Annotated in this window: 7 protein-coding genes; 1 reads left to right on the top strand and 6 read right to left on the bottom strand. The window is 43.5% G+C overall.

Annotated features, from left to right (window positions below; genetic code table 11):
* A partial coding sequence (locus F7734_RS11320) for a hypothetical protein (RefSeq protein WP_207714076.1) occupies positions 1–704 on the bottom strand: 704 nt, incomplete at its 3' end.
* Positions 705–916: 212 nt separating this feature from the next.
* On the opposite strand from F7734_RS11320, the gene F7734_RS11315 reads away from it, so the two are divergent.
* Positions 917–1402, top strand: coding sequence for a GNAT family N-acetyltransferase (locus tag F7734_RS11315; protein ID WP_243146817.1), 486 nt, complete (start codon positions 917–919; stop codon positions 1400–1402).
* A gap of 72 nt (positions 1403–1474) precedes the next feature.
* Here the strand turns inward: F7734_RS11315 and F7734_RS11310 are convergent, their stop codons facing one another.
* From F7734_RS11310 to F7734_RS11290, 5 genes are all read right to left on the bottom strand, one after another.
* Positions 1475–1912, bottom strand: coding sequence for a DUF3891 family protein (locus F7734_RS11310; protein WP_243146816.1), 438 nt, complete (start codon positions 1910–1912; stop codon positions 1475–1477).
* Between the two features lie 179 nt (positions 1913–2091).
* Positions 2092–2418, bottom strand: a complete 327-nt coding sequence (locus F7734_RS11305) for an MbtH domain protein (protein WP_155744738.1) — start codon at positions 2416–2418, stop codon at positions 2092–2094.
* A gap of 35 nt (positions 2419–2453) precedes the next feature.
* Positions 2454–2789, bottom strand: a complete 336-nt coding sequence (locus F7734_RS11300; RefSeq protein ID WP_155744737.1) for a hypothetical protein — start codon at positions 2787–2789, stop codon at positions 2454–2456.
* A gap of 11 nt (positions 2790–2800) precedes the next feature.
* A complete protein-coding gene (locus tag F7734_RS11295; RefSeq protein ID WP_155744736.1) occupies positions 2801–3838 on the bottom strand; it encodes a methyltransferase in 1038 nt (345 codons plus the stop codon).
* A gap of 16 nt (positions 3839–3854) precedes the next feature.
* Positions 3855–7724, bottom strand: a complete 3870-nt coding sequence (locus F7734_RS11290; protein ID WP_243146815.1) for a type I polyketide synthase — start codon at positions 7722–7724, stop codon at positions 3855–3857.
* Positions 7725–7740: the final 16 nt, after the last annotated feature.

Below are 7740 nucleotides of genomic sequence, written 5' to 3'. Positions count from 1 at the left end.
TTTTCACAATTATTTCTTTCTATCTCCACCAATTTAATTTTATCGATAAAAATTAACGTATAGGGGAGCGAATTTTCCAGATCGTCCAATCCCACTTCCGCAATCCCCCTGCCTAGCTCGTCAAGTTCGTATTGGAAAGTGGTATTGTAAGCACTAAAGTCAGGATTTTCAATCTTTGGAGAATCGTTTAAACTTGTGTTCACTTCCTGGAATGAGTTATTGATACTCTCAATGAGGGCTTTGAGTTCCCTACCACTGCGGTCTAGGGGAAAAGAAAACCTTTGAATATCGCCCTCATCTTGAAAAAGACCACTGACAATGACTTTCTCTGAAAGCAGGTGAGTGGTCAAAAAGCCCGTACCAAATCTCCCTATAGTTTTGGGCATCTCTGTTTTATCAGTTTCTCCCCAGTCTTTATCATCCGAACTAATTTGACGGATTAAACCTTCAATATTTTTATTGGTAAAATAACTGTAATTGTGACTGAATTCTATAGATTTTGGAGTCAATCTTACCCTGACAGCAACCTTTTGTTCCGGAAAATCAACTGCAGCCTTATCATTGGCATTTTGTAAAAGTTCCCAAATCCACCGTCTCTTGGAGTTTTCCGTGGATGACATCCTTAAAATCCGCATCTTTTCAAAGATTTTCTGGGCTGCAATGCGGTTTAAGGTGGCAATAACGTTCTTGTCAAAACGAGACATGGTGATGACTCCTAACTCCAGTTGATAATGATTACAGAGGCGTTAGGTTTATCTTGCCCAAAAACTTTGTTAATCTATCACTAAACTCTAGCAAAGGCAGGGAGTCATATCATGTCCCGCAAATTAGCGCTCATAAAACCTCGGCAGACCTCTTTGCGTCTTTGCGCCTTTGCGTGAGGTAAATCATAATTCACTAGTTATGCCGCTAGCATATGGATGAAACCAACAACATAAGTATTAAAGGCAATATGCGATTGCAAGAAGGCATTGATCTGGTACGTCCGTCCGACCTCCCGCGTGTCCTTGAAGTTTGGGAAGCCTCTGTACGCGCAACTCACCTTTTCCTGACGGAAGTTGATATCCAGTTCTTCAAGCCACTGGTGCGCGATGAGCTTCCCCATGTGGAGGAACTGGCTTGCGTGCGTGATGAGGAAGGTCAGGTTGTTGGATTTGTTGGCGTAGTAGACGACAAAGTTGAGATGCTATTCATCCATCCCTTGTGGCGCTTAAGAGGGATCGGACGGCGACTGTTAGATTATGCCGTCAAGACCCTCGGTGCCACAAGAGTTGATGTGAACGAGCAGAACGAACAGGCGGTGGGGTTTTACCTACAGATGGGGTTTGAAGTCGAAGGACGTTCGGAGTTCGATAGCATGAGCAAGCCATTTCCCCTGTTACATATGCGCTTAGATAATTGAAGTTCTGGAGATGAGTGAACAATCTCTCTCCAAACGTATAAAACCACACTGTAATAAACAGCGTGGTTTGGTTTAGATATAAGCTTTAAAATTAATAAGTAAAATTTGTTTTTGTTGACTGTAACTACAAAACTGAGTTACAGCATTCCGGAAATTAGGGTCAAAAATTTTTCTACAAGTATTGACCTCGCTCTCCCCAAATGGCCAGGGAGATACTGTAATTTGATAGCGATTGTTTTTGTTTTCTACTAGAGTTAATTGAAGTGCGATCGTGCCATCAAGCGTTGGCACTTGAGTGACCTCCTGCTTACCAGTAAATCCCTGACACAAAAGAATTGAGAGTGTGTCCCAGGTTGCTACTAGCTTTTGGTTGCGTTCGATCGCCTCTCGCGTTGCATACCGTGCGTAGTATTCATCATGGCTCAAGGTCTCAATAAGTTTTTCTTGAAATTCGTACTTGTGATTTAAATGATAATTCTGCCAAACGGAAGGGATATGCTTTAAAACCATTTAGGACAAAATATGCTTTACAAATTTAATCAAGAGTCACTAAATTAAAATGATAATCAAACGAGAGGGCTTACGCAACACAGCACATAAAAACCGTAGGGTGTGTGACGCTACGAACAAATTTCAACGTAGTTGTAAGACTTGTAGCGTCACGCACCGGCTTAGAAATGTGACCGCTCTTATGCCTCTATCGGTTCGAGATGCCCTGAACCTGCAAGTGTTTTCAGGTCAATATCTGCGATACATTTCACTTTAACATAATTCAACGTAAGGTCACCTACTAAGTGAACCTTCCCCGTTTGACGCTCAAAGTCAGCGGAATTGAAATCGGATGCTTCGGGATCGAGTTTGACCCCCAATTCCGTACCACCCTTTGTGTTGGTGAATTTAATATGCACATAGGAGCGGTCAATACTCTCTTTGAAAGCGGCGACAGTTTTTTCAGGTCTCAGACTGGCTTCAACGGGATGATTTCCTTGGGATAATCTTTGTACTAACTCGTTCATTGCAGTTTCTCCTTGTTTTTCCTTTTCTTCAATAACTAGGGCTTGGCGTTGTCTTGAATAACCGAGGTGTTGATTGTAATCGGCTCGTAAACTGGAATTTCAAAACCCAACGTCTTTGTACAAAACTCTTTCCATTCAGGAGTGACGTTCTCAAAAATGATGTTTTCATCTTTGAAAATACCATCTGTCACTACGTAATTTTCTTGCAGATAGAGAATATCGTCATCAGTGAGTTGTCTATCAACTTCGACTTCTTTGCCATCTACCTGTTTCTTCTCTTTTTTGACATTTTCAATGTTCTCAGTCCAGTGAGAGAACTGACGGAAGTTTTTCAGCAAGTAAGCTTTGCAATATTTTCCCATTGTTGCCATAATGATACCTCTTATTGTTGAATTCTGGCTTCAATTGCACTCATAATACCTTTTGTTTGGAGCACCTGAGTCACCTGAAAACCTGCTGTTGATAATAAACAACGAAATTCATCTTCCGTTCGCATTAAAGAAGCACCAGTTAAAAATAAGTTAAGACTGGCAAAGCTGAATTCCGGCGACGGGTTATCTGTTGGCATGACAGTATCAACAATCAATAGTTTATCGTTAGATGTCATAGCTTTGTAGCAGTTCGTCAGAATTTTCAGAGCTTGGCTATCATCCCAATTGAGTAAAACTCGCGAAATTAAATAAACATTACCACTCTTGGGAATAGACTCAAAAAAGTTACCGCCAACAATCTGACAACGGTCAGCAACTCCAGCAGCTGACAAAACTTTTCCGGCACTTGCAACAACATCTTCTTGGTCAAATAAAATACCTTGCAATTGGGGATTTGCCTTGAGAATAAAGGCAATTAAGCTGCCCGTACTACCGCCGACATCGACAATTGTTTCCACTTTGGAAAAGTCGTAAGCTTCTAGAAGTGGCAAAAGCCATTCTCTGGTCGTCTCTTCCATGTACTCGTTGAAATTCTTTGCCACCTCGGGATTTTGTGCTAAGTAACCATACAAACTGGTTTGAAAAGTTTGTTGAACGGCACTTTCACCAGTTGTCGCAGTATGTAGCAGGTTTCCCCATAACGGATAAAATATCTGCATTGTTGCCAGTATTGTACTTCTAAGAGAATCATTCGTGCCAGTCAATAAACGTTTTCCTAAGGGGTTTAATGTAAAGTTGTTGTCCTCATCCACAGAAAAGAGATCGAGGCTGACTAGCATCCGCATCAAATGCTCAAGAAAAACTTGATTGACTCCTGTGGATTGGGCTAGCTGATGAGTATTCTTCGCTCCATTGCTCAAAATATCTGCAATCCCTAGTTTCGCGGCAACAAAAATAGCCTGTGATTTAGCGAATCCACCAACTATTTCAAACAAGGGGTCAGAGGTGGATAAACTTTGATTTTGTTGTTGTTGTTCATGTAATCGCATTTTTATCTCCTGAGTACTAAATGAGCTGCCTTGCCGAATCCAGATACAGCCGTAGCTTCTCACCTAAGACTTGCACGTGGGGAAGATGATGCATCGTAATGTGGTTTCCAGGTACTGGTATCACCTTGACCCCAGAAGTTGCTACCAAAAGCCAAGGTAATTCTGGACTTTGGGCATTGTATGCATCTCTCTCTGTTGCAAGACAAAAGACGATGTGACCGGAATAAGTTTGCGGGACATAATTTCGCATTGCTTTCATATAAACTTTGAAAAGCTTGAGTTCACGACGCAATTCTCTTAGTCCAAAATTAGGCGGTGTTCCTGTATCGGTCATCTTCATCTGCTCTAAAAAGTAGAGGAGTTGTTCGTCAGGGCTCATCTGCCGCAGGTGGTCTAGTGTGATTTTTATGTTTAAACCCACACTAAGTATGTAAACCAGGATTGCAGTTTCATCTTCTTCCAAAAACACGGGCATTTGACCGGGACCTGGGGTATCGATCAAAGCTAACAGTGCTACCTCTTGACCTAAAGCATGGAGTTGTTGTGCCATTTCAAAGGCAACTGTACCGCCAAAGGAAGAACCTCCGAGAAAATAAGGTCCTTGTGGCTGGAGAATACGTAACTGTTGAATGTACTGAGTCGCTATGTCCTCGACTTTGGTCAAAGGTTCTGTGTGTCCATCCACTGCAGGGGATTGTATGCCATAAACAGTCTGGTCTGAACCGAGACAACGTGCTAAATCGCGGTAGAAGTAGACGTGTCCACCTACAGGATGCACCAGGAATAATGGTTGCTGCGAGCATCCCTTTTGAATTTCCACAAGCAATGAAGGTACAGACTCTGTTTGTTTTTGGGTGGAAATTTCAGATTCTGATGGCGTCTGTTGAATGAGTTGCGATAACGCGGCGATGGTGGGAGCTTGAAGTAAGCTATGACCAGACAAGGACTTTTGAAAGGTTTCACTTAACTGGGAAAGAAGCTGAACTGCTTGTAAAGAGTCGCCACCCAATTCAAAGAAGTCATCGTGGATACCGATTTGGTCAATACCAAGAAATTGTTGCCAAATTTCAGTCAGACTTTGCTGCAGTTCATTTGTGGGAGCAACATAAGCATTGTGTAAATTGGGTCGCGAATGGATTGGTTCTCGTTTTTGGGTGGGTTCAGTATTTTCATTGGATGAGAATTGCTTTGCTTGACCAATAAGAGGGGGGTCAATCCAGTATCGCTGGCGCTCAAATGGATAGGTTGGTAAAGGAAGACGTTGGCGTTGCTCGTGTGCAAAAAATTCTGACCAATTTACCTGCACGCCAGCCAGCCAGAGTTTGCCTAAGGTTGTTAGTAACAAAGCAAAATCTGAGTTTTCGTCTTGGGGATGGCGTAGGGATGAGAGGACAATTTGTTCTTTTGCTTTCTGTGGATGTTGTTTTGCTAATGTCGTTAATGTTCGACCCGGTCCAATTTCTAACAAGATTTGCTCTGGTTGTGGGAACAATTGTTGCAAACCCTGTGCAAAGCGCACTTCGTGTCGTAAATGCTGCGCCCAATAGTTGGGATTCGTGGCTTGCTCTGGTGTTATCCACGTACCAGTGACATTGGACAGGTAAGGAATTTGAGGTGGTTTGAGATTGACTTTTTTCACCGCAAGAGTGAATGGTGCTTTTATCGGCTCCATCATGTGAGAATGGAAAGCATGGGAGGTGTGTAAATGGCGACACTCTACCCCTTGTGCCATCAACTTGAGTTGCAATGCATTTATAGCTTCTGTGGTTCCTGCCACGACACAATGAGCAGGTCCGTTAATCACAGCCAAGGAGAGTTGCTCACCCAAAAGCGGTTGCAGTTGCTTTTCTTCTAGAGGGACTGCAAGCATAGCACCTGTGGGCAATTGCTGCATCAGTTGTCCTCGTTTTGCCACTAACAACAAAGCATCTTCTAGGGAGAACACACCCGCAAGACAGGCGGCGACATATTCGCCAATGCTGTGACCAATCATGGCAGATGGCTTTATTCCCCAGGACATCCACAACTGTGCTAAGGCGTACTCAACGATAAACAGTGCGGGTTGGGTGAGTGCAGTTTGCTTGAGTTGCTCTGTTGCTTCTTCAAGGTGATGCTTTTGCGGATACAGATAGTCACGCAAGTCCAATCCCAGATGCGGCTTGAGGATTTCCGAGCTTATATCAATATAATGGCGAAATGTCGGCTCTAGTTGGTAGAGTTCTAACGCCATATTCACATACTGCGCTCCCTGTCCAGAAAACATAAAGACGACTTTTCGCTTTATGGGTTCTTGAAAGTTAGTCAAAACTTGTTGTGAGTCATTGGTTGAGAGTGCAGCGATTGGCTCCTCCAGTGTCCCTTGGGCGATCGCATCTTCTCGATTCCGACAAACCAATATCCGTCGATAGTCAAAAGCTTTTCTACCTATACTGAGAGTGTAAGCGACATCAGCCAGTTTCAGCTTGGGATGTTCCCGCAAGTGCTCCACTAAATTCACTGTTGCACCAAGAAGCGCCGTGTCGGTTGTTGCTGAGAGCATGAGCAATTGCCAAGGTCGGGATGGTCCTGAGGTTTGAATCACCGGAGCTTCCTCAAGGATAACATGGGCATTTGTACCACCAACGCCAAAAGAACTCACCCCTGCACGGCGCGGAGTTCCATTCGTATTCCATTCGGAGAGTTGGGTGTTGACATAAAATGGGCTGTTGGCGAAATCAATCTCCGGATTCGGCTCTTGAAAATGCAGGCTCGGTGGTATTAACTGATGTTTGAGCGCACAAACAGTTTTGATCAAACCAGCAACACCGGCTGCTGAATCGAGATGTCCGACGTTGGTTTTCACCGAACCCAGGGCACAAAAACTTTTCTTTTGAGTGTAACGTGAAAAAACTTGTGTGAGCGCCTTCATTTCTATGGGATCGCCCATAGGGGTTGCTGTTCCGTGAGCTTCGATATAAGCGATCGTTTCTGGTTCCACTTCAGCAAAAGCCAGCGCCTGGGAAATGACTGCGGCTTGACCATCTACACTCGGTGCGGTTAAGCCAACTTTCTTTGCACCATCATTGTTAATAGCACAGCCTTTGACCACAGCATGAATGTAATCTCTATCGGCGATCGCCTCCTCTAATCTTTTGAGCACCACAATTCCCACACCGCTACCACCTACAGTTCCTTGTGCTTGAGCATCAAAGGCGCGACAGTGACCATCCGGAGACAGAATCATGCCTTCTTGGTATAAGTATCCCGTTTTTTGGGGAACTCTAATGGAAACGCCACCTGCCAAAGCCAAATCGCATTCATAATTTAACAAACTGCGGCAAGCCATAGAAATGGCGACTAATGAAGTCGAGCAAGCCGTTTGAATCGTCAGACTTGGTCCTGTCAGATTTAACTTGTAAGAAACTCGTGTCGATAAGAGATTGCTATCATTAGCAATCATCATTTGATAATCCCCAACAGATTTTCTTAATTCAGGATTGGCATAAAGATTATTCAAGAAGTAGCTGTTGAATCCACCTGTTCCTGCATAAACTCCTATGGAACCTAAATCAGTTTCAAGCAAGTAACCTGCTTGCTCTAATGCTGACCATGCACATTCTAAAAAAAGACGCTGTTGTGGGTCTGTGATTGCTGCTTCCGTTGGATTCATGCCAAAGAATGCCGCATCAAACCACTCTACATTGTCGATAATACCATTGGCTTTGACATATTGACAGTTGCGAACCAATTCTTTTGGAACTCCTGCTGATTCCAGTTCCTCTTGAGAGAAGAACGTAATAGATTCGACACCATTTTGTAGATTCTTCCAAAATTCCTCTACATTTTTTGCCCCAGGAAAGCGACCTGACATCCCAATAATCGCAACGGCTTCTTGAGAATCAGACATCTCAAATTTCTCCATG

Source organism: Scytonema sp. UIC 10036 (assembly GCF_009725235.1).
The sequence above is the reverse complement of the archived record's forward strand: the minus strand, read 5'-3'. Positions and strand labels throughout refer to the sequence as shown.

What these genes read in the sequence shown, in the direction of transcription:
- F7734_RS11290 (WP_243146815.1), bottom strand. Translation starts at nt 7,724, where the DNA reads ATGTCTGATTCTCAAGAAGCCGTTGCGATTATTGGGATGTCAGGTCGC.
- F7734_RS11305 (WP_155744738.1), bottom strand. Translation starts at nt 2,418, where the DNA reads ATGAACGAGTTAGTACAAAGATTATCCCAAGGAAATCATCCCGTTGAA.
- F7734_RS11310 (WP_243146816.1), bottom strand. Translation starts at nt 1,912, where the DNA reads ATGGTTTTAAAGCATATCCCTTCCGTTTGGCAGAATTATCATTTAAAT.
- F7734_RS11300 (WP_155744737.1), bottom strand. Translation starts at nt 2,789, where the DNA reads ATGGCAACAATGGGAAAATATTGCAAAGCTTACTTGCTGAAAAACTTC.
- F7734_RS11295 (WP_155744736.1), bottom strand. Translation starts at nt 3,838, where the DNA reads ATGCGATTACATGAACAACAACAACAAAATCAAAGTTTATCCACCTCT.
- F7734_RS11315 (WP_243146817.1), top strand. Translation starts at nt 917, where the DNA reads ATGGATGAAACCAACAACATAAGTATTAAAGGCAATATGCGATTGCAA.